This is a genomic window from Micromonospora sp. NPDC004336, from assembly GCF_053602615.1.
Genome location: NZ_JBSGDY010000116.1, coordinates 1 through 20,231 on the forward strand (window position 1 = coordinate 1; position 20,231 = coordinate 20,231).

Here is a 20,231-nt window from a genome sequence, read left to right on the forward strand (position 1 = left end):
CGGACGACCTGGCGTTCCTGCGGGGTGAGCACGCTGAGCGGGTCGCCGGACCTGCGCGGCCGCCGGGCTGGCAGGAGCAGGAGGTGCTGCGCACCCTCCAGACCTCGATGATGTTCGTCAACCCGCCCGACCACACCCGGATGCGGGCGGTCTTCGCGAAGACCTTCACGCCGCGCCGGCTGGGCGCGCTGGAGCCGACCGTGCACCGGGTCGTCGACGGGCTGCTGGACCGGATGGCCGACGCCGGCGACACCGGGCTCGACTTCGTCGCGGAGTTCGCGTACCCGATGCCGGCCCTGGTGATGGCGGAGTTCATCGGCATCCCCGCCGGCGAGCTGGACTTCTACCGGCAGCGGGTGGAGCGGATCGACGAGTTCCTGGACGTGGCGGGCAAGACGCCCGAGCGGCTCGCCGCCGCCAACACCGCCGCCGGGGAGCTGCGCGACTTCTACGCCGACCTGATCGCGCACCGGCGTCGCCGGCCGGGCGAGGACCTGATCAGCGGGCTGGTCGAGGCGGTCGACTCCGGCGACGTGGAGCTGACCGCCGACGAGCTGGTCAGCAACCTGATCGTGCTGTTCAACGCCGCCTTCGTCACCACCGTCTACATGTTCGCCAACGGCCTGCCGCTGCTGCTGGCCCACCCCGACGTGGCCGCCGCGCTGCCGGGCGACGACGCGCTGGCCCGGGGCGCCGTCGACGAGATCCTGCGGCTGGAGGCCCCGGTGCACTTCCTGGCCCGGGCCGCGCCCCGGGACACCGAACTGGGCGGCGTGCCGGTCGCGCGCGACGAGAACGTGCTGCTGATCATCGCCGCCGCCAACCGGGACCCGGCCCGGTTCCCCGACCCGGACCGCTTCGACCCGCGCCGGTCCGGCCCGCCGTCGCTCGCCTTCGGCGTCGGCCCGCACTTCTGCCTCGGCGCGGCGGTGTCCCGGCTGGAGGGGCGGCTGGCGCTGCCGAAGCTGCTGGCCCGCTTCCCCCGGCTCGCGGTCGCCGAGGCGCCCACCTACAGCGGCAGCCTGTTCCTGCGCGGCATCGACAAGTTGCTGGTGCACACCGGAGGGGAGTCGGCGTGAGCGTCCACCCGCAGGTCGAGGCGTACCGGGCCGCCCGCAGAGCGGCCGCCACCCCGCCGCTGTACACGCAGACCCTCGCCGAGGCCCGCGCCGCCGACCTCGCCGCGATCCGCGCCGGCGGCGGCGCGGTCGAGCCGGTGCACGAGGTACGCGACACGCGCGTGCCCGGTCCGGCCGGCGACCTGCCGGTGCGGATCCACCGGCCGGCGGGGGAGGGGCCGCTGCCCACCCTGCTCTACTTCTTCGGCGGCGGGTGGACGCTGGGCAGCGTCGACACCGCCGACGGCATCTGCCGGCGGCTGGCCAACGCGGTGCCCTGCCAGGTGGTCACCGTCGGCTACCGGCTGGCCCCGGAGCACCCGTTCCCGGCGGCCGTGCACGACTGCCACGCCGCCGCCCGGTGGATCGCCGCGCACGCCGAGGAGTTCGGCGCCGACCCGGAGCGGCTGGCCGTCGGCGGGGACAGCGCCGGCGGCAACCTCGCCGCCGCCGTCACCCTGCTGGCCCGCGACGGCGGCGGGCCCCGGCTCGCCGCGCAGCTGCTGGTGTACCCGAACACCGACCAGACCGGCGAGCCGGCGGGCGACGACGAGGACCCGCTGCTGTTCAACCGCCGCTCGGTCGCCTGGTACCGCGAGCACTACTTCGCCGACCCCGCCGACGCGGCGCACCCGCTGGCCTCGCCGCTGCTCGCCGAGGACCTGAGCGGCCTGCCGCCGGCGCTGGTGGTCACCGCCGAGCACGACCCGCTGTGCGCGGAGGGGGAGCGGTACGCCCACCGGCTGCGCGAGGCGGGCGTGCCCACCACCCTCACCCGGTACGCGGGCATGGTCCACGGCTTCTTCGCCATGCCGGGTACGTTCGACGACGGCCGGCGCGCCCAGGACCAGGCCGCCGCGTTCCTGCGGGAGCGCTTCGGCGTACCGCCCGGGGGCCCGGGCCGGGGCGTGGCGGCGAGCGCCGACCCCCACCCGGCGTCCGTCCGCGCCGCGGCGGGGAAGGCGGCCAGCGATGGCTGACCCGGTGCTGCCCCGGCAGGCCGCGGCGGTCGGCGAGTCGCCGGCGCCCGCCGACCTGACCGACTTCGCCGCGCTGGCCCGGGCGGCGCTCCCCGCCGACGTGTGGGACTTCGTCGACGGCGGCAGCGGCACGGAGACCACCCTCGCGGCCAACAGGCGTGCCCTCGACCGGGTGGCCGTGCTGCCCCGGGTGCTGCGGGGCGTGGACGCCCCGCGCACCGACGCGCGGCTGCTCGGCGCCGCCTGCGCCATGCCGGTGGCGGTCGCGCCGATGGCGTACCAGCGGCTGGTGCACCCCGACGGCGAGCCCGCGCTCGCGGCGGCGGCCGGCGCGGCCGGCGTGCCGTACGCGGCCAGCACGCTGAGCAGCGTGCCGATCGAGGAGATCGCGGCGACCGGCGCGACGGTCTGGTTCCAGCTCTACTGGCTGCGGGACCGGGCCCTCGTGGCGGACCTGCTGGACCGGGCGCACGCCGCCGGCTGCGCCGCGCTGATGGTCACCGTCGACGTGCCGATCCTGGGCCGGCGGCTGCGCGACGTGCGCAACGGCTTCGCCATCCCGCCGCACGTCGTCGCCGCCAACCTGCCGGCCGGGCGGGACGCGCTCGCGCACGCCGCCACGCCGGGCGTCTCGGCCGTCGCCGCGCACACCGGCGAGGTCTTCGCGCCCGCGCTGAGCTGGGCCGACCTGGACTGGCTGCGCGGGCGTACGACCTTGCCGCTGGTGGTGAAGGGCGTCCTCGACCCGCGCGACGCGGAGCTGGCGGCGGCCGCCGGCGCGGACGCCGTGGTGGTCTCCAACCACGGCGGCCGGCAGCTCGACGGCGCCCCCGCCACCGCCGCCGTGCTGCCCGAGGTGGTGACGGCGGTGGCCGACCGCTGCGAGGTGCTGCTCGACAGCGGCGTACGCGGCGGCGTCGACGTGCTGCGCGCGCTCGCCCTCGGCGCGCGGGGGGTGCTGGTCGGCCGGCCGATGCTCTGGGCGCTCGCCGCCGGGGGGCGGGCCGGGGCGCAGGCGGCGCTGGCGCTGCTGGCCGGCGAGTTCCGCGACGCCCTGGCGCTGGCCGGCTGCGCCGACCCGGCGGCCGTGCGCGAGCTGCGCGTGCTGACGGAGGCGCAGCGGTGAGCGACCCGGTGGACCTGCACGTCGCCGACCTGCATCCGGCGGTGGACGATCCGGCGCTGAACTCGATGAACTTCCTCAACGAGGTGGCGCAGCACTACCCCGACGCGGTGTCGCTGGCGGCCGGCCGGCCGTACGAGGAGTTCTTCGACGCCGCCGCGCTGCACCGGCACCTGGAGACGTTCCGCCGGCACCTCGCCGACGACCTCGGGCAGAGCCCGGCGCAGGTGCACCGGACCCTGTTCCAGTACGGCCGCACCAAGGGCATCGTGCACCACCTCGTCGCCCGCAACCTCGCCGTCGACGAGGACGTGACGGTCGACCCGGAGTCGATCGTGGTGACCGTCGGCTGCCAGGAGGCGATGTTCCTGGTGCTGCGGGCGCTGCGCGCCGGTCCGCGGGACGTGCTGCTCGCGGTCGCCCCGACGTACGTGGGGCTGACCGGGGCCGCGCGGCTGCTGGACCTGCCGGTGCGGCCGGTGGCCGGCGGCCCGGCCGGGGTGGACCTGGCCGACCTGCGCGAGCAGGTGCGCCGGGCGCGGGCGGCGGGGCTGCGCCCGCGCGCGTGCTACGTGATGCCGGACTTCGCCAACCCGTCGGGGACGCGCATCGGGCTGGCCGACCGGCGGCGGCTGCTCGACCTGGCCGCCGAGGAGGACCTGCTGCTGCTGGAGGACAACCCGTACGGCCTCTTTCCCGCCGGGGACGCGGGGCGGCTGCCCACGCTGAAGGCGCTGGACACCGCGCGGCGGGTGGTCTATCTCGGCTCGTTCGCCAAGACCGTGCTGCCCGGCGCCCGGGTGGGCTACGTGGTGGCCGACCAGCGCGTCGCTGGCTCCGACGGCGGCGTGGGCCTGCTCGCCGACCAGCTCGCCAAGATCAAGAGCATGGTCACGGTGAACACGTCGGCGATCGCCCAGGCGGTCGTGGGCGGGGCGCTGCTGGAGCACGGGTGCAGCCTGGTGGCGGCCACCGCCCGGGAGCGGGCCGCGTACGGCCGGAACCTGCGCCACCTCGTCGACGGCCTGGCCCGGCGCTTTCCGCCCGACGCCTCGCCGGTGCGGTGGAACGTGCCCGCGGGCGGGTTCTTCGTGGTGGTCACCGTGCCGTTCGCCGTCGACGACGCGCTGCTGCACCGCTCCGCCCGCGAGTACGGGCTGCTCTGGACGCCGATGGCGCACTTCTACGACGACGGCACCCCGGTCGACGCGCTGCGGCTGTCGGTCAGCGCGGTCACCCCGGAGCAGATCGACCTCGGCCTGGACCGGCTGGCCGAGCTGGTGGCCGACGAGACGGCCCGACGGGAGGCGGGCGCGGCCGCGGGATGACACACCGCGTTCACCGCACGGCAATCCGCGACTGCCCGTGTTCCGCCGTCCTGGGTGGACACTCATAATGGACGCCATGGTCGCCTGGGAGTACGCGTTGCTGGTCCGCCGCTATCAGGGGCAGGGCCGCAACTTCCATGTCAGCTTCATCTGGTACGGCCCGGACGGGTCCCGCCGGGACATCACCGCGTACGGCGACACCGCGATCGCGCACCTCAACCGGGCCGGCCGGGAGGGCTGGGAGCTGGTCTCCGCCGCCGAGGACGTGAACAACATCCAGGGCAGCACGGAGGTGCACCGCTACCACCTGAAGCGCCCCATCGCCTGACCTCGTCGGCGCGGGCGTCGGCCGCCGTCTGCTCGGCGGTGTTGTTAGCGTTGCCCTCCGGCCGCCGCCGATCGGCCGCCCGCCCCGGGCGCCGGCGGGCTGCGGCGGGAGGAGGAACGGTGGCGCAGCCGGCAGCCGGGGCGCCCCGGCACGTCGTCGGGGTCGACTTCGGCACCCTTTCCGGTCGGGCGGTCGTCGTGGACGTCGCCGACGGGACCGTGCGGGGCGAGGCCGTCCACGAGTACCGGCACGGGGTGCTCACCGAGCGGCTGCCCGACGGGACGCCGTTGCCGCCGGACTGGGCGTTGCAGCACCCCGACGACCACCGCGAGGTGCTCCGGGTCGCGGTGCCCGCCGCGCTGCGCGCCGCCGGGGTGCGCCCCGGGGACGTGCTCGGCATCGGCGTCGACGCCACCTCCTGCACCGTGCTGCCCACCCGCGCCGACGGCACCCCGCTCTGCGAGCTGCCCGACCTCGCGGGCCGGCCGCACGCGTACCCGAAGCTGTGGAAGCACCACGCGGCCCAGCGGCAGGCCGCCCGGATCAACGACGTCGCCGCCGCGCGCGGCGAGCCGTGGCTGCCCCGCTACGGCGGCCGCGTCTCCGCCGAGTGGCAGCTCGCCAAGGCGCTGGAGGTGCTGGAGGACGACCCGGAGGTCTTCGACCGGGCCGAGCGCTTCATCGAGACGGCGGACTGGCTGGTCTGGCAGCTCTGCGGCCGGGAGACCCGCAACGTCTCCGCCGCCGGCTACAAGGGGCTGCGCCAGGACGGGCGGTACCCGTCGGCGGAGTTCCTGCGCGCCCTGCACCCCCGCCTCGACGGGCTGCTGCCCCGGATCGACGGGCCGCTCGCGCCCCTCGGCGCCCGGGCCGGCGGGCTGACCGCCGAGGCCGCCCGCTGGACCGGCCTGCCGGTGGGGACCGCCGTCGCGGTCGGCGCCATCGACGCGCACGTCACCGCCGCGGCGGCCCGCTCGGTCGAGCCGGGCCGGATGCTCGCCGTACTCGGCACCTCCACCTGCCTGATCATGAACGCGGCCGCCTACCACGAGGTGCCCGGGGTCTGCGGCGTGGTCGACGGCGGCGTCACCACCGGAGCCTGGGGCTACGAGGCGGGGCAGAGCGGGGTCGGCGACATCTTCGCCTGGTACGTCCGCAACGCCCTGCCGGCCGGCTACGCCGACGAGGCGCGCCGCCGCGGGCTGAGCCCGTACGAGCTGCTGGACGACCTCGCCGCCGCCCAGCCGGTGGGCGGACACGGGCTGCTGGCGCTGGACTGGCACAGCGGCAACCGGTCGGTGCTGATGGACCACGAGCTGAGCGGCGTGCTGGTCGGGCTGACGCTGGCCACCCGGCCCGAGGAGATCTGGCGGGCGCTGCTGGAGGCGACCGCCTTCGGCGCCCGGACCGTCGTCGACGCGTTCACCGCCGCGGGGGTGGCCGTCGACGAGCTGACCGTGGCCGGCGGACTGACCGGGAACCGGCTGCTGCTGCGGATCTACGCCGACGTGCTCGGCCGGCCGCTGCACGTGGTCGACTCCGCCCACCCGGCGGCGCTGGGCGCGGCGATCCACGCGGCGGCGGCCGCCGGGGCGTACCCGGACGTGCCGGCCGCCTCGGCGGCGATGGGCGCCGGCCGGCGCGAGACCTGGCACCCCGACCCGGCCCGGGCCGCCGCCTACGACGACCTGTACGCCGAGTACCGCGCCCTGCACGACCACTTCGGGCGGGGCGGCACCGACGTGCTGCACCGCCTGCGCGCCCTGCGCCACCGCGCCCGCCCCCGCTGACGGCGCCGCCTCCCCGCATCAGCGCGGTGGCGGGTCGGGCGGGGGCGTCGTGGGGTGTGCGTCGGGTCAGCGTGGCGTCCCCGCGCGTCAGTTCGGCGATGCCCCCGTGCGGTGGGCCGGGCGGGGCGGCGGGGAGCGCCGCGCCGGTTCAGCCCGGCGGCGCCGCCGCGCCAGCTCGCGGCGCCCCCGGGCGTCAGTTCGGCGGTGTCCCCGCGCAGCGGGCCGCGCGGGGACACCGGGGGAGCGTGCGGCGGGTCAGCCCAGGTCGACGGCCGGGTAGAGCGGGAAGCCGCCCAGCAGGTCGCTGGCCTGCTTGCTCACCCGGTCGGCGACGGCCGGGTCGAGAGCGTACTTGGCCTTGGACGGGGTGCCGTCCGCGTTCGCGCCCGGCCTGGTCTGGCTGAGCACGGTGTGGATCAGCTCGGCCGTCTCGTCCATCTGCGCCGGGCCCAGCCCACGGGTGGTCAGCGCCGGGGTGCCGATGCGGATGCCGGAGGTGTACCACGCGCCGTTCGGGTCCTGCGGTACCGAGTTGCGGTTGGTGACGATGCCCGAGTCGAGCAGCGCCTGCTCGGCCTGCCGGCCGGTGAGCCCGTAGCCGGTGACGTCGATGAGCACCAGGTGGTTGTCGGTGCCGCCGGTGACCAGCTTGCCGCCCCGGCGCAGCAGCCCCTCCGCGAGGGCCTGGGCGTTGGTGACGATCCGCTGGGCATAGTCGGCGAAGTCGGGCCGGCGGGCCTCGGCCAGCGCGACGGCCTTCGCGGCCATCACGTGCGGCAGCGGGCCGCCGAGCACCATCGGGCAGCCCCGGTCGACCTGGTCGGCCAGCTCCGGCTGGCAGAGCACCATGCCACCACGCGGGCCGCGCAGCGACTTGTGCGTGGTGGTGGTGACGATGTGCGCGTGCGGCACCGGGTCGAAGTCGCCGGTGAAGACCTTGCCCGCGACCAGGCCGGCGAAGTGCGCCATGTCGACCATGAAGGTGGCGCCGACGGAGTCGGCGATCTCGCGCATGATCCGGAAGTTGACCTTCCGCGGGTACGCCGAGTAGCCGGCGACCAGGATCAGCGGCTTGAACTCCCGGGCGGCCTCGGCGACCTTGTCGTAGTCGACCAGGCCGGTGGCCGGGTCGGTGCCGTAGCTGCGCTGGTCGAACATCTTGCCGGAAATGTTCGGCCGGAACCCGTGGGTGAGGTGGCCACCGGCGTCCAGCGACATGCCGAGCATCCGCTGGTTGCCCAGCTCCCGGCGCAGCGCGAACCAGTCCGCCTCGGTGAGGTCGTTGACGTGGCGCGCCTGGGCCTTCTTCAGCGCGGGGGACTCCACCCGGTCGGCGAGGATCGCCCAGAAGGCGACCAGGTTGGCGTCGATGCCGGAGTGCGGCTGCACGTACGCGTGGGCCGCGCCGAACAGCTCCCGGGCGTGCTCGGCGGCGAGCGCCTCGACGGTGTCCACGTTCTGGCAGCCGGCGTAGAAGCGACGCCCGACGGTGCCCTCGGCGTACTTGTCGCTGAACCAGTTGCCCATTGCCAGCAGGGTCGCCGGGGAGGCGTAGTTCTCGCTGGCGATGAGCTTGAGCGACTCGCGCTGGTCGGCGAGCTCGGCGCCGATGGCGTCGGCCACCCGGGGCTCGACGGCGCGGATCACCTCGAGGGCGCTGCGGAAGGCGGTGGATTCGGCGTTCGGCGACGACATGCGACCTCCAGTGACGTGCGGAAGGCCCAGGCGCTCGGCATGCGTCCTCATGACGGGACCGCTTCCCGATGGTTCTCCATCCCCACGCGCCAGTCACGGCCCGGCCCGATCCTACCGGGTCGGCCCGGCACACCCCCGTCCCGCCTCGAGTCCCCGGCTTGCCTCCCCACTCCCGGCTTGCCGGGCCCCGTTTGCCTGGTCACTCCCGGCTTTCCTCGCCCCCGCTTGCCTCGCCATCCTCGGCTTGTCTCGGCACCCCGGCTTGCCTGGTCACTCCTGGCTTGTCTCGGCACCCCGGCTTGCCTGGTCACTCCTGGCTTGTCTCGGCACCCCGGCTTGCCTTGCCTCCCGGGGCCCGTCCCGGCCCCCCTTCGCGATGGCCGCCTTTCTCGCCAGTCGGCCCCGCTTGACTGGCCTGCCCCGCCCTCTTCGCGTGCTCGCCCCTTCGCCTGCCGGCCCGTCTGCTCCTCGGGACCCGCTTCCCGCACCCCACCGCCCGATGCGTCCGCCGACCCGTCCCGTTCAACCCGTCCATCCCGCCAATCCGCCCCACCGGCGGATCAAGATCCGCTTGCCGGCACCGCTTGCTCCTCAAGATCTGCACAACATCCGGGATGTAGTGGCCTCAGAGCCGTAAGGAGGCCACTACATCAGGGAAGTTGTGCGGATCTTGGCGCGGGACGCGGGACGCGGGACGCAGGACGTGGGACTGGGGGCGCGGGCCCAGGCGCGAGACGGGGAGCGCGGACGTGGGACGGGGCCCGGAACGCGGGGCGTGGGACGGGGACGGGGTCGCCGGGCGCGGGTCCGGGACACAGGGCGCAGGTTCGGGCCCGAGGCGCAAGTGCGGACGTGGGGCGCGGGACCGGGGCGCGGTCGCGGGGCGCGGGTCCGGGACACGGGTTCGGGCCCGGGGCGGGAGTGCGGACGGGGGTGCGGGACGGGGGGTGCGGGCGCGGGGCGGTCGCGCGGACGTGGGGCGCAGGCCCGGGGCGCAAGTGCGGACGTGGGGCGCGGGACCGGAGCGGGGGACGGGGGCGCGGGACGGGGACGGGAGCGCGGACGGGGGCCCGCCGGACGCGGGGTGGGAGCGCGGACGCGGGATGTGGGGCGGGGGCGCGGGACGGGGCCGTGAGGGGCGGGGCGGGCGGGGGCGGAGACGTGTGGGGGCGGGGCGTGCGGGCTCGCGGTGGGGGTGGCCGGTCAATAGGATCGAGGTCATGGCGGCCGATGGGAGCGCGGGTGGCAGCCTGCTCGCCATCAGCGACCTGCACGTGGGGCACCCGGGTAACCGGGAGGTGGTGGAGGGGCTGCGTCCGGGGTCGCCGGACGACTGGCTGATCGTCGCCGGGGACGTCGGCGACACCGTCCGCGACGTCGAGTGGGCGCTCGGGCTGCTCAGTGAGCGCTTCGCGCGGGTGGTCTGGGCGCCGGGCAACCACGAGCTGTGGACGCCGCCGGCCGACCCGGTGACGCTGCGTGGGGTGGCGCGTTACGCGCATCTCGTCGACCTGTGCCGGCGGCTGGGCGTGCTGACCCCGGAGGACCCGTACCCGGTGTGGCGGGGGTCGGGCGGGCCGGTGCTGGTGGCGCCGCTGTTCCTGCTCTACGACCACAGCTGGCGCCCGGAGGGGTTCGACACCACCGAGGCGGCGCTGGCGGAGGCGTACCGGACGGGGATCGTCTGCACCGACGAGTTCCTGCTGCACCCGGATCCCTACCCGAGCCGGTCGGCGTGGTCCGCCGCCCGGGTCGACGAGACCGCGCGGCGGCTCGCCGGGCGGGAGCCGGGGCTGCCGACGGTGCTGGTCAACCACTGGCCGCTGCTGCGCGAGCCGACCCGGATCCTGCGCTACCCGATCTTCGCCCAGTGGTGCGGCACCGAGGCCACCGCCGACTGGCACCTGCGCTTCGACGCGGCCGCCGTGGTCTACGGTCACCTGCACATCCCCCGCACCACCTGGCACGACGGGGTGCGGTTCGAGGAGGTGTCGGTGGGCTACCCGAGGGAGTGGCGGACCCGGTCCGTACCGCCGTCGCTGCGGCGCATCCTGCCCGCGCCCCCGGCATGACGACGGGCCCCGGCGCACCGGGGCCCGTCGGAGGTGGGCGGATCAGGCCGTCACGGCGTCGAGCGACTTCTTGATCGCCTTGGGGTCGGTGGGCTTGCGCGGCGCGTCGGCGCGCAGCTCGATCATCCGCTCGCCGATCTCCTGGAGCTGCTTACGGCCGAGCGCCTCGCGCACCTTGGGGAACCACTCCTGCTCCTCCTCCTCGACGTGGTGCAGGACGTTCTCGATCAGCACCGTGGTCTTGGCGTTGAAGCGTTCGTCGTCGGCGTCCATGGTGAACAGCTCGGCGCAGAGCACGTCGGCGACGTGGTGCTCCTCGTACGACTCGAGGATGTCGTCCTCCAGGTCGGGCAGGAGCTTGCGGACCTCCGGGTACATCACCTCGTTCTCGAGGTAGGTGTGCACCGTGAGGGCCTCCAGGATCTCGCTCACCAGCTTCTGCCGCTTCGCGGCCGGCCCCTCCTCGGCATCCTGGAAGGCCTTGAACAGGCGGCGCATCTCCTTGTGGTCCTCTTTCAACAGGACGATGGCATCGGTGGACACCGGTTGACCTCCTCGGCTCGTCTGACGCCTCCTCCCGTACCCCGGCCGTGAGCAGCGAAAACGGGTGGGGCCCGGCGGAATGCCGCCGGGCCCCACCACGGGTAGTGCGAGTGGTTACCGCACCACGTTGTACGCGTTGACCATGCCGGCGCCGTAGAACCCGTTGCGCTTCCCGCCGGAGCAGGTGGCGTCGTAGGCGTTCGGACCGGCCGCGATCAGCGGCACCGGGTTGTAGACGCCGCCGGGGCAGGGGATCGACTCGGCGGTGTTGGCCAGGAAGGCCGACAGCTGGCCCGGGGTCATGCCCGGGTGCGCCGACACGGCCAGGGCGGCCACGCCGGCGGCGTGCGGCGAGGACATCGAGGTGCCCTGCTTGTAGCCCCAGCCGTTGGTCTTCGTGGCGGTGTTGTAGGTGGTGGACAGGATGCCGTCGGAGGGGGTCGAGGTGCGGCCCTGCGTACGGAAGCGGGTGTCGCCACCCGGCGCCGTCACCTCGACCACGCCCTGCCCGTACGAGGAGTAGTAGCTCTTCTCCCCGGTCGGGCCGACCGCCGAGACCGTCACCACGCCCGGCGCCTCGCCGGGAAGGACGAGGCAGGAGCTGGTGAGGTTCTCGCGCTCCTCGGGCGTGCCGTTGTTCGGGCTGCCCGTGTCGGTGATCTTGTGGGCGAGGTCCCAGTTGGAGTTGCCCGCGGACGCGACGTGCAGCACGCCCTTGCTCTGCGAGTAGCGCAGGGCCCGCTGGATCGCCTTCCACACCGGGCGCTGACGCGCGTCGTTGCGGCAGTTGAGCTGCCACGGGTCGATGTAGTAGCTGTTGTTGGTGACCTGCATGCCCTGCTCGGCGGCCCACATGAACCCGCAGACCGCGGCCTCCGGGAAGATGTAGCCGTCGTCGTTGACGACCTTCACGGCGGCCAGCTTGGCGCCCGGGGCGACACCGGTCACCCCGACGCCGTTTACGGCGGCGGCGATGGTGCCGGCCACGTGGGTGCCGTGGTCGGAGGTGGTCGGGTTCCACGCGGACTCGGTGGTGTCGGAGACCCCACCGACGCAGGACGTGCTCTTGTTCTTGGCGATCTGGCTCGCCAGGTCGGGGTGGCTGGAGGAGATGCCGCTGTCCAGCACGCCCACGACCACGTCGGCGCGGCCGGCGTTGACGGCGTGGGCCTGCGGGACGTCGATCATCGGCATGTCCCACTGCTGACCGAAGAGGGGCTCCTTGGTCGGGTCGGCGGTCGTGCTGACCGCCTCGGCCGCCGAGACCTCCAGGGTCTCGCCCTCCTCGAGGGCGGTGCCCAGGCCGGCCGTGGACGCCACCGAGTCGACGCCCGCGCCCGCCACGTCCGTGGCGAAGTCGGGGTTGGTCGACCGGACGACGAGCACGCCGATCTGGTCGTAGCTGGCCACCACGGTGCCCTTGGCGGCGGCCACGCGGGCGGCCGCCTTGTCGGTCTTGGCGCCCTGAGGGGCGAGCACCAGGAACGTGGTGTCCGGGCCGGCGGCCGACGCCGCCGGAGCCAGCCCGCCGGCGACGGCGAGGCCGACACCGAGCGTCACGGCGGACGCGGCAGCCAGTGTCTTGCGACGGAGGTTCTTCACACAGACTCCCAGGGGGCTGTTTCCAGCCGGGTACGCCCCCTGGCGGGGAGCGGCCGGCGGGAGGAGGGCGGGACGCCCGCCTCCGATGGATCAGCGTAGGAGTGGCCTGTGGCGTTACACACATCCGTTCGGTCAGACAAAAGGTGTCAGACGGTGGCGAGGGTGTGGGGGATCTCGTCCAGCAGCTCCCGGGCGAGGAACCCGATCCGGCCGTACCGCGGCACCAGCCGCTGGCCGCTGACCGCGTGGGCGAACGCCGCCCAGCACGCCGCCTGCGCCGGCTCGGCGCCCCGGGAGAGCAGCCCGGCGAGGAGCCCCGCCCGGACGTCCCCGCTGCCGGACGTGCCGAGGCCCGCGTCGCCGCTCTCCTCCCGCCAGCTCCGGCCGTCGGCGGTGGCGATGTGGCCGTAGAGCGAGACGACGGCGTCGTACCGGCTGGCCAGCTCGACCGCGTCCGCGTCCAGGTCGTCGCCGGGGTCGCGCCCCAGCAGGTGCCGGGCCTCGGTGAGGTTGGGGGTCAGCACCACCGGCCGCCCGGAGCCGACCAGCAGGTCCGGGGCGTGGCTGAGGGCCCCCAGGGCGTACGCGTCGAGCACCAGCGCCGTCTCCCGGGCGGCCGCGTCGAGGACGAGGCGCAGCAGGCGCGCCGTCTCGTCGATGTCCTTGAGGCCCGGGCCGACGGCGACCACGTCGGCGTCGGCCACCAGGTCGGCCAGCAGCTCGCCGGGCCGGCCGGCGACCGCGCCGTCGGCGGTCTCGGGCAGGCCCACCACCAGCGCCTCGGGCACCTGGATGCTCAGCGCGGCGGCGGTCGACTCGGCCGCGGCCAGTTGCAGCACGCCCGCCCCGGCCCGCAGCGCCGCCACGCCGGCGAGCAGCACCGCGCCCGGGGTGAACCGCGAGCCCCCGACCACCAGCACCGTGCCGCGTGCCTCCTTGCCGCCGGTCGGCACGGGCAGCGCCCAGTCGCGCAGCAGGCCGGGGGTGATCACCCGGGTGTCAGACCGGTTCGGCATGGACCTCGTCCTCCCTGGTCGGCCGGGCACCCTGCGCCCGCAGGTGGCCGACGTCGTTGAACACGTCGGGGGTCAGCCGGCCCTCCGGCCCGGCGGACCAGCCCGTGACGGAGCAGTTCGCGATGACCTGCTCCCGGGTCAGCGCCATCAGCTCCGCCTCGGTGAGCCCCTCCACCAGGTAACGGGTCAGGAAGACCAGAGCGTCGTGGCCGAACAGCAGCACCCGGCGGCCCTCGTGGTCGCGGCGCAGGTCGCCCAGGAGCGCGCGCAGGCGCAGCGCCACGTCCGTCCAGGACTCGCCGCCCGGCGGCCGGTAGTAGAACTTGCCGAGCCGGTCCCGGCGCCGCGCCTCGTCCGGGTGGCGGCGGCGTACCCCGTGCCCGGTCAGCCCGTCGAGGATGCCGAGTTCCCGGTCGCGTAGCCGCTCGTCCCGGCTGAGTGGGATTCCGGTGCCGGCCAGGGCCAGCTCGGCGGTCTGCACCGCCCGCAGGTACGGCGACACCACCGCGACGTCCGGCCGGCGGCCCTCGGGCAGGCCGGCCAGCCACCGCGCCGTGGCCCGCGCCTGCTCCTCGCCGGTCGGGCTCAGCGGCACGTCCGCGTCCCGGTGGGTCAGGTCGATCAGCTCGGCGCCGGACGCCTCGGCCGCCGTGGCCGCCACGTTCGCCGTGCTCTCGCCGTGCCGGACGATCCAGAGCGCTGCCAGTTCCGCCATGCGGCAACCCCTACCCGGGGCCCGGCGCGGATAACCGCGCCACTCGTGCGGGCACCGGGCGGAACGCTCAGGCTGCCGGGCAGCGGGCGAAGAGGGTGGTGAAGCCGGACTCGACGCGCTCGACGCCAAGCACCAGGCCCCTGCCCTCCCCGGCCATCGTCAGCTCCAGCTCTTCGTCGACCGTGGTCGACTCGAAGGTCACCCAGTCGAGCACGACGTGGTCGCGGCGGGCCTGGAACATGTCGCCGCGGTCCACGAAGACGCGCCATCGGCCGGCGCCGTGCTGCGGCACCGCGCCCCCGTGCTCGGTCTTCCGCCGGTAGCCCGGCACGAAGTCCTCGTCGTACAGGACCTCGTCGATCAGCGGGGCGGAAATGTCGGTGACGGTGAATCCACCGGCCGCGTCGAGGGTGAGCAGGTCCCGTTCCGGGCCGCACCAGGCACCGGTCACGTCGGCGCTGGTGGGCGGCGGCGACCCGCCCCCGCAGCCGGCGGCGACAGCCACCAGCACCAGCACCGCGTACGCCGTTCGTCCGCGCATGAACGCCCCCTTGGCTTCGCCGGATGGTAGTCCTGCGGCCGGGCGTGAACGGGGGCAGGCCGGGTAAGCGCTGCCGCCACCGAACAGCGAGTTGGGGAGGTAGTCCGTGGCGACCATGACGAAGGAACAGATCAGCCCGGTGAAGGATCAGAACTACGACCTGATCCACGTGCTGCAGATGTCGTTGAAGCACATCTGGAAGTTGGACACGTACATCGCCGACGCGGACGCGCGGGGCGACACGGAACTCGCCACCTGGTTCCGGAAGATGCAGGAGAACAACCGCAAGGCGGGCGAGCAGGGCAAGAAGATGCTCCTGGCGCGCCTCCAGGAGGACATGAGCTGATCGCGGGCCGGCGGGGGCCGGGCGGCCGGGATCTGGCCGCCGGCCCCCGCGCGTACGACCGGCGCGCGGGACGGCGCGGACCGCCGTCGACATGGACAATGGTCCATCCGGGTCACACGGATGGAGCTGCCGATGACGGTCATCAGGGGTCTGCGCGAGGCGCTCGTGCTGTTCGTGATCGCGCTCGTCGTGGCCGCGGTCTCGGCGGGGATCTGGATGGCGGTCGCGGGTGGTGACTTCCTCCACCGGTTCGGCGTCGTGCTCGTGGTCGTCGGCGCCCTGCTCGGCGTGACCAGCGACCTGACCCTGAGCCGGATGGGCATGCTCGACGCCCGGAGCATCTTCGGGCTCGCACCCGAGCGGGAGAGCGGGGGCGGCGGGCGGGTGCTGACCGGCGTCGGGGTCTTCCTCTTCGTCGGCCTGCCGCTGGCGGCCCTCGGCATCGCGCTGATCGCCTGAGCGACCCGTTCGCCTCGCGGCCGGCCAGCCGCGATCGGGGGCAGCGGTGGCCGCCGTCACCCCCCGGGTGGCCGCCCGCTACCCGGCTGCTCGACCGGCCACCGCACCCGGGCGCTCGGCCGATCGTCTCTCGCCGCCCGACGACCCGGTCCCTTGTCGCCCGGCCCCTTCGTCGCCCGGCCTGTTCGCCGCCCGGCCCGGGCCCGGCGCGCTGCCTCCCGGCGCCGGCCGGTCGCCGCTACGGTGTGAGTCGTGGCGACGGCGGCCGAGGAGATCACGGTGGGGGAGCGGGTCGTCCGCGTCTCCAGTCCGGACAAGCCCTACTTTCCCGAGCTGGGGCTGACCAAGCTGGACGTGGTGCGCTATTTCCTCGCCGTCGGCGACGGCATCCTGCGCGCCCTGCGAGACCGGCCGACGATGCTGGAGCGGTGGCCGCGCGGCGTCTTCGAGGGTGCGAAGATCGGCACCCGGCAGGACAACCGGGGCGACGCCTTCTACCAGAAGCGGCTGCCGGCGGGCGCGCCCGAGTGGGTGCGCACCGCGCACATCACGTTCCCGAGCGGGCGTACGGCCGACGAGGTCGCGCCGAGCGAGCTGGCCGTGGTGATCTGGGCGGCCAACCTCGGCACGCTGCGGTTCCACCCGTGGCCGGTCTCCGCCGCCGACGTCGAGCGCCCCGACCAGCTGCGGATCGACCTCGACCCGATGCCCGGGGTGGGCTTCGACCAGGTGGTGCCGGTCGCCCACGAGGTGCGCGCGTTCCTCGACGAGCTGGGCCTGACCGGCTACCCGAAGACCACCGGCGGGCGGGGCCTGCACATCTACCTTTCGATCGAGCCCCGGTGGAGTTTCGGCGACTGCCGGCGGGCGGTGCTGGCGCTGGGCCGCGAGCTGCAACGCCGGCTGCCGGACCTGGTCACCACCACCTGGTGGCGGGAGCAGCGGGACCGCCCGGTCTTCATCGACTACAACCAGATGTCCCGGGACCACACGATGGCCTCGGCGTACTCCATCCGCCCGACCCCGAAGGCCCTGGTCTCCGCGCCGCTGGTCTGGTCCGAGCTGGACGACGTGCGGCCGGAGGACTTCGACGTCACCACGATGCCGGCCCGCTTCGCCGAGCGCGGCGACCCCCACGCGGGCCTCGACGGGCGGCGCTTCTCCCTGGAGCCGCTGCTGGAGCGGGCCGACCGCGAGGGGCTGGAGGCCCCGCCGGAGCGCTGAGCCCGCCGGCGCTGACGCGGCCGCCGGCCCACGCCGGCGCCCGGCCCACCACCGACCCGCCCGCCGGCCCGGCCGACGCCGGCCCGACCGACGCCGGCCCGACCGACGCCGGCCCGGCCCACGGCGACCCGGACCCACGGCGGCCCGGCCGCGCCGGCCCGGCTCACGGCGGTCGTGCGGCTCACTCCCAGGGGCTGCGCTCGCCGTCGAACTCGTCGAAGACCAGCCACGTGCGGGTCGACAGCACCCCGGCGATGCTCTGCACCCGGCCCAGCACCACGTCCCGCAGGGTCGCGTTGTCCGGTGCCCGGACCAGGGCCAGCACGTCGTGGTCGCCGCCGAGCAGCGCGGCGTGCTCGATGTAGCGCACCCGGGCCAGCTCCGCCGACACCTCCCGCCACGTGTTCTGCTCGATCTTCAACGCGACGTACGCCGAGGTGCCCAGGCCCGCCGCCTCGGGTGCGACCTGCGCCCGGAAGCCGGTGATCACCCCGTCGCGCAGCAGCCGTTCCACCCGGGCGTACGCGTTGGTGCGGGAGATGTGGATCCGCTCGGCGAGGGTGCGCACGGAGGTGCGGCCGTCGCGGACCAGTTCGTCGAGGATGCGCCGGTCGACCTCGTCGAGGGGACGGGCCGAACGTCCCGTTCCGGCCGCCGGCTCCCCGACCGGCCCGGATTCCTGGCTCATCTGGGTGCCATCCGAATGCCATCCGTCCCGCGTTTGTCATGGATCTTGAGTCAATCATCCGACGGCAGGAGCATAGGCCCACCACACGTCCCAGGAGGTCCCGCCGTGACGACCACACCCGAGGCGGTCCGCAGGGCATCCCCGCGCAGCCGCCGGAAGGCCACCCCGCCCGACCCGGCGAAGCCGCTGCTGCCGGCCACCGAGCCGATCCGCCTGCTCGATCCCACCGGTACGCCGCTGCCCGCCCCCGCCGACTACCCCGAGCCGCCCGTCGAGGCGCTCGCCGAGATGTACCGGCGGATGGTGATCGGGCGTCGCTTCGACGTCCAGGCCACCGCCCTGACCAAGCAGGGCCGGCTGGCGGTCTACCCGTCCTCGCGCGGCCAGGAGGCCTGCCAGGTCGGCGCGATCCTCGCGCTGCGCGACGACGACTGGGTCTTCCCGACCTACCGGGAGTCCATGGCGCTGGTCTCCCGGGGCATCGACCCGGTCGAGGTGCTGACGCTGCTGCGCGGCGACTGGCACTGCGGGTACGACCCCGCCGCCCGGCGCACCGCCCCGCAGTGCACCCCGCTGGCGACGCAGTGCGTGCACGCCGCCGGGCTGGCCTACGGCGAGGCATACCAGGGGCGGGACAGCGTCGCGCTGGCGTTCATCGGCGACGGTGCCACCAGCGAGGGCGACTTCCACGAGGGCGTCAACTTCGCCGCCGTGTTCAAGGCCCCGGTCGTCTACTTCGTGCAGAACAACCGGTACGCGATCAGCGTCCCGCTGTCCCGGCAGACCGCCGCCCCGTCGCTGGCGTACAAGGGCGTCGGCTACGGCGTGCCCAGCGAGCAGGTCGACGGCAACGACCCGGTGGCCGTCCTCGCGGTGCTCACCCGCGCGGTCGAACACGCCCGCGCCGGCAGGGGCCCGTTCCTGGTCGAGGCGCACACCTACCGGATGGAGCCGCACACCAACGCCGACGACGCCACCCGTTACCGCGACGGCGCCGAGGTGGAGGCGTGGCGGGACCGCGACCCGGTGGCCCGCCTGGAGGCGTACCTGCGCTCGCGCGGCGCGCTCGACGACGCGGGCGTCGCCGCCGTCGCCGAGGAGGCCGAGGCGTACGCGGCCGACCTGCGCACCCGGATGAACGCGCAGCCGGCGGTCGACCCGATGAGCCTCTTCGACCACGTCTACGCCGAGCCCACCCCACAGTTGGTCGAGCAGCGCGAGCAGGTCCGCGCCGAGCTGGCCGCCGCGGACGAGGAGAGTGAGCGCTGATGGCCGCCCTGACCATGGCAAAGGCGCTCAACGCCGCGCTCGCCGACGCGATGCTCGACGACGACCGGGTGCTCGTCTTCGGCGAGGACGTGGGGGCGCTCGGCGGCGTCTTCCGGATCACCGACGGCCTCCAGGCCCGCTTCGGCGACAAGCGCTGCTTCGACACCCCGCTCGCCGAGGCCGGCATCGTCGGCTTCGCCGTCGGCCTGGCCATGTCCGGGCTGCGCCCGGTGGTCGAGATGCAGTTCGACGCGTTCGCGTACCCGGCGTTCGAGCAGATCGCCTCGCACGTGGCGAAGCTGCGCAACCGCACCCGTGGCGCGCTGAGCGTGCCGATCGTGATCCGGGTGCCCTACGCCGGCGGCATCGGCGGGGTCGAGCACCACTGCGACTCCTCCGAGGCGTACTACGCCCACACCCCGGGGCTGAAGGTGGTCACCCCGGCGACGGTCGAGGACGCGTACTCCCTGCTGCGCCAGGCGATCGACGACCCGGACCCGGTCGTGTTCATGGAGCCGAAGAAGCTCTACTTCTCCAGCGCCGACGCGGAGCTGCCGGCCACGACCGCGCCGATCGGCCGCGCCGTCGTACGCCGGCCGGGCCGCGACGCCACGCTGGTCGCGTACGGGCCGGCGGTGCCGGTGGCGCTGGAGGCCGCCGAGGCCGCCCGCGAGGAGGGCTGGGACCTGGAGGTCGTGGACGTGCGCAGCATCGTGCCGTTCGACGACGAGACGGTCACCGCCTCGGTCCGCCGCACCGGCCGGTGCGTGGTGATCCAGGAGGCCCAGGGCTTCGCCGGGGTCGGCGCGGAGATCGCCGCCCGGGTGCAGGAGCGCTGCTTCCACGCCCTGCACGCCCCGGTGCTGCGGGTGTCCGGGCTGGACATCCCGTACCCGGCGCCGATGCTGGAGCACACCCACCTGCCGTCGGTGGACCGGGTGCTCGACACGGTGGCCCGGCTCCAGTGGGACGACCAGCCGGACGAGCGCTGGCTGGCCCGGGGGAGCGCGGCGTGACGACCGTGGACGGTACGCAGGTCTTCCTCCTGCCCGACCTGGGCGAGGGGCTGAGCGAGGCCGAGATCGTCGAGTGGCGGGTCGCCGTGGGCGACGTGGTCACGGTGGACCAGACCGTCGTCGAGGTGGAGACCGCCAAGGCGGTCGTCGACGTGCCCTGCCCGTACGCCGGGCGGGTCGTGGCGCTGCACGGTGCGGCCGGCGAGACCCGCCCGGTCGGCCAGCCGCTGATCACCATCGCGCCGCTGGCCGGCGACGGCGGGACCGGCGACGAGCCCGCCGGCCACGCCACCTACCGCGAGGAGGAGCGCGCCGGCTCCGGAAACGTCCTGATCGGGTACGGCACCGGCCACGGCGGCGCGGGTCGGCGGCGCCGCC

Annotated in this window: 19 protein-coding genes, 1 pseudogene and 1 riboswitch; of the genes and pseudogenes, 13 read left to right on the forward strand and 7 right to left on the reverse strand. The window is 74.9% G+C overall.

Annotated elements, in window-relative coordinates:
• The 6 genes and pseudogenes from ACWENR_RS21515 to araB form a co-directional block, all read left to right on the forward strand.
• The coding region (locus ACWENR_RS21515; protein ID WP_452278765.1) for a cytochrome P450 at positions 1 to 1,079 on the forward strand (1,079 nt) is incomplete at its 5' end.
• Positions 1,076 to 1,996: pseudogene (locus tag ACWENR_RS21520) on the forward strand (alpha/beta hydrolase); the annotation flags it as partial. The gene ACWENR_RS21515 and the pseudogene ACWENR_RS21520, both read left to right, overlap by 4 nt.
• A gap of 94 nt (positions 1,997 to 2,090) precedes the next feature.
• Complete coding sequence (locus tag ACWENR_RS21525; RefSeq protein ID WP_452278766.1) at positions 2,091 to 3,224, forward strand: alpha-hydroxy acid oxidase; 1,134 nt, start codon at positions 2,091 to 2,093, stop codon at positions 3,222 to 3,224.
• Positions 3,167 to 4,549 (forward strand): aminotransferase-like domain-containing protein, encoded by a 1,383-nt coding sequence (locus ACWENR_RS21530; protein WP_452278781.1) that lies wholly within the window; start codon positions 3,167 to 3,169, stop codon positions 4,547 to 4,549. Before ACWENR_RS21525 ends, ACWENR_RS21530 begins: the two co-directional genes overlap by 58 nt.
• 67 nt (positions 4,550 to 4,616) lie before the next feature.
• On the forward strand, positions 4,617 to 4,877 hold the full coding sequence (locus ACWENR_RS21535; RefSeq protein WP_091095191.1) for a hypothetical protein: 261 nt from the start codon (positions 4,617 to 4,619) through the stop codon (positions 4,875 to 4,877).
• A gap of 119 nt (positions 4,878 to 4,996) precedes the next feature.
• Positions 4,997 to 6,667 (forward strand): ribulokinase, encoded by a 1,671-nt coding sequence (gene araB / locus ACWENR_RS21540; protein WP_452278767.1) that lies wholly within the window; start codon positions 4,997 to 4,999, stop codon positions 6,665 to 6,667.
• 255 nt (positions 6,668 to 6,922) lie between these two features.
• Here the strand turns inward: araB and ACWENR_RS21545 are convergent, their stop codons facing one another.
• On the reverse strand, positions 6,923 to 8,362 hold the full coding sequence (locus ACWENR_RS21545; protein WP_452278768.1) for a glycine hydroxymethyltransferase: 1,440 nt from the start codon (positions 8,360 to 8,362) through the stop codon (positions 6,923 to 6,925).
• Positions 8,363 to 8,379: 17 nt separating this feature from the next.
• Positions 8,380 to 8,469, reverse strand: a riboswitch (ZMP/ZTP riboswitch).
• A gap of 1,113 nt (positions 8,470 to 9,582) precedes the next feature.
• Here ACWENR_RS21545 and ACWENR_RS21550 point away from each other — a divergent pair.
• On the forward strand, positions 9,583 to 10,434 hold the full coding sequence (locus ACWENR_RS21550; RefSeq protein ID WP_452278769.1) for a metallophosphoesterase family protein: 852 nt from the start codon (positions 9,583 to 9,585) through the stop codon (positions 10,432 to 10,434).
• A gap of 42 nt (positions 10,435 to 10,476) precedes the next feature.
• Here ACWENR_RS21550 and ACWENR_RS21555 read toward each other — a convergent pair whose 3' ends face one another.
• The 5 genes from ACWENR_RS21555 to ACWENR_RS21575 form a co-directional block, all read right to left on the reverse strand.
• Positions 10,477 to 10,977, reverse strand: a complete 501-nt coding sequence (locus ACWENR_RS21555) for a hemerythrin domain-containing protein (protein ID WP_452278770.1) — start codon at positions 10,975 to 10,977, stop codon at positions 10,477 to 10,479.
• A 114-nt stretch (positions 10,978 to 11,091) separates the two neighbouring features.
• Entirely contained in the window at positions 11,092 to 12,579 is a 1,488-nt protein-coding gene (locus ACWENR_RS21560; RefSeq protein WP_452278771.1) for a S8 family peptidase, read from the reverse strand.
• Between the two features lie 146 nt (positions 12,580 to 12,725).
• On the reverse strand, positions 12,726 to 13,595 hold the full coding sequence (locus ACWENR_RS21565; RefSeq protein ID WP_452278772.1) for an NAD(P)H-hydrate dehydratase: 870 nt from the start codon (positions 13,593 to 13,595) through the stop codon (positions 12,726 to 12,728).
• Entirely contained in the window at positions 13,579 to 14,310 is a 732-nt protein-coding gene (locus ACWENR_RS21570) for a histidine phosphatase family protein (protein WP_452278773.1), read from the reverse strand. Before ACWENR_RS21570 ends, ACWENR_RS21565 begins: the two co-directional genes overlap by 17 nt.
• A 67-nt stretch (positions 14,311 to 14,377) precedes the next feature.
• Positions 14,378 to 14,851: a hypothetical protein gene (locus tag ACWENR_RS21575; protein WP_452278774.1), complete on the reverse strand. Its 474-nt coding sequence runs from the start codon at positions 14,849 to 14,851 to the stop codon at positions 14,378 to 14,380.
• Between the two features lie 115 nt (positions 14,852 to 14,966).
• On the opposite strand from ACWENR_RS21575, the gene ACWENR_RS21580 reads away from it, so the two are divergent.
• The 3 genes from ACWENR_RS21580 (at position 14,967) to ACWENR_RS21590 (ending at position 16,880) form a co-directional block, all read left to right on the forward strand.
• Positions 14,967 to 15,197: a hypothetical protein gene (locus ACWENR_RS21580; protein WP_452278782.1), complete on the forward strand. Its 231-nt coding sequence runs from the start codon at positions 14,967 to 14,969 to the stop codon at positions 15,195 to 15,197.
• Between the two features lie 132 nt (positions 15,198 to 15,329).
• Positions 15,330 to 15,656: a hypothetical protein gene (locus ACWENR_RS21585; RefSeq protein WP_452278775.1), complete on the forward strand. Its 327-nt coding sequence runs from the start codon at positions 15,330 to 15,332 to the stop codon at positions 15,654 to 15,656.
• A gap of 252 nt (positions 15,657 to 15,908) precedes the next feature.
• Positions 15,909 to 16,880: a DNA polymerase domain-containing protein gene (locus ACWENR_RS21590; RefSeq protein ID WP_452278776.1), complete on the forward strand. Its 972-nt coding sequence runs from the start codon at positions 15,909 to 15,911 to the stop codon at positions 16,878 to 16,880.
• Positions 16,881 to 17,061: 181 nt separating this feature from the next.
• On the opposite strand, the gene ACWENR_RS21595 is transcribed toward ACWENR_RS21590, so the two are convergent.
• Complete coding sequence (locus tag ACWENR_RS21595; RefSeq protein WP_452278777.1) at positions 17,062 to 17,568, reverse strand: Lrp/AsnC family transcriptional regulator; 507 nt, start codon at positions 17,566 to 17,568, stop codon at positions 17,062 to 17,064.
• A 105-nt stretch (positions 17,569 to 17,673) separates the two neighbouring features.
• On the opposite strand from ACWENR_RS21595, the gene pdhA reads away from it, so the two are divergent.
• From pdhA to ACWENR_RS21610, 3 genes are all read left to right on the forward strand, one after another.
• Entirely contained in the window at positions 17,674 to 18,837 is a 1,164-nt protein-coding gene (gene pdhA, locus ACWENR_RS21600) for a pyruvate dehydrogenase (acetyl-transferring) E1 component subunit alpha (RefSeq protein WP_452278778.1), read from the forward strand.
• Positions 18,837 to 19,853 carry an alpha-ketoacid dehydrogenase subunit beta gene (locus tag ACWENR_RS21605; RefSeq protein ID WP_452278779.1) on the forward strand — a complete coding sequence of 339 codons (1,017 nt, stop codon included), beginning with the start codon at positions 18,837 to 18,839 and terminating at the stop codon, positions 19,851 to 19,853. Before pdhA ends, ACWENR_RS21605 begins: the two co-directional genes overlap by 1 nt.
• Positions 19,850 to 20,231 (forward strand): biotin/lipoyl-containing protein (locus tag ACWENR_RS21610; RefSeq protein ID WP_452278780.1); only part of this gene is annotated, 382 nt, incomplete at its 3' end. The genes ACWENR_RS21605 and ACWENR_RS21610, both read left to right, overlap by 4 nt.